The sequence below is a fragment of the Psychrobacter sp. 1U2 genome (assembly GCF_051847575.1).
The window spans coordinates 1-966 of record NZ_JBPYDC010000574.1 but is presented as its reverse complement, the minus strand read 5'-3'; the positions used below and the strand labels follow the sequence as shown (position 1 = coordinate 966).

The following is a 966-nucleotide window of genomic DNA, read 5'->3' as shown; positions in this document are numbered from 1 at the left end:
AAATGACACAGAATAAGGGGTTTGATATGGCTGTATTTATGCAACATCAGTACTTGGTAGTACAGAACAAAATTTTCAGCAGATCTTTATTGCTAACAAGTGCGCTCATCAGTACTTTGACGTTGAGTGCCTGTCAAACGACATCATCGCTACCTAGCAACACTGCTACGGTGATAACCAAAACGCCTGTGACTGTAGCACCTACCACAACTAAAACACCGTCTGATATTCAAAATCGTCCTGATGGTACAAATATCTACCAAACCAAACCATATATACCGCCTACTGATGCTATGCCAAAGAATAATACTTACTCAGAAAACACCTCAGACGCTAACAACCCTTTAACACAGCAAACACAGGTCATAGAACAACCAGAAATCATATTTAACGAGCCTGTATATACTCCCCCGCGTGACGATTATATGATCTCGCAGCCTCCTACTGCACCGTCACATAATGAGCTATTAGAGCAGGCGCGTCAGAATTCAAAGCAAAAAAGCCGTCAACCTACTGATAATCAAAGTAACTTGCCAGCTTTTCGCAATCTCATGCAAACTGGTACTAATCATTTAAAATCAGGCAATCTAACGTCTGCTGAGAACAGCTTTACCCGTGCGCAGCGTTTAGCACCGAGATCATCAGCAGTATACTTTTATCTATCACAAGTAGCCCTAAAAAAAGGGCAACCACGTAAAGCTGAGGCCATGGCGCGGCGCGGTCTGACTGTTTCTGAAGATGCCAATCGCCGGCGTTCATTATGGCAGCTTATCCTACGTTCAGGTCAACAACAAAACAATTCGCGTGTTGTTCGTGAAGCACAGCAAGCACTTAAGTAATTTTGAGCTACTTTTACATAAAATACAGTAGCTTATATTTGTTTTACTCATTTTAATCTAATCAAAGGTATCTTTATGGCATGGCAACAACTGCACCTCCAGTGTGAAAAAGCAAACGTCGAACTTG

1 protein-coding gene is annotated in these 966 nt (G+C 41.9%); it reads left to right on the top strand.

The genetic code is table 11. The features are described 5' to 3' along the window. A partial coding sequence (locus tag ACS8FD_RS17355; RefSeq protein WP_439276766.1) for a tetratricopeptide repeat protein occupies positions 1 to 839 on the top strand: 839 nt, incomplete at its 5' end. Positions 840 to 966: the final 127 nt, after the last annotated feature.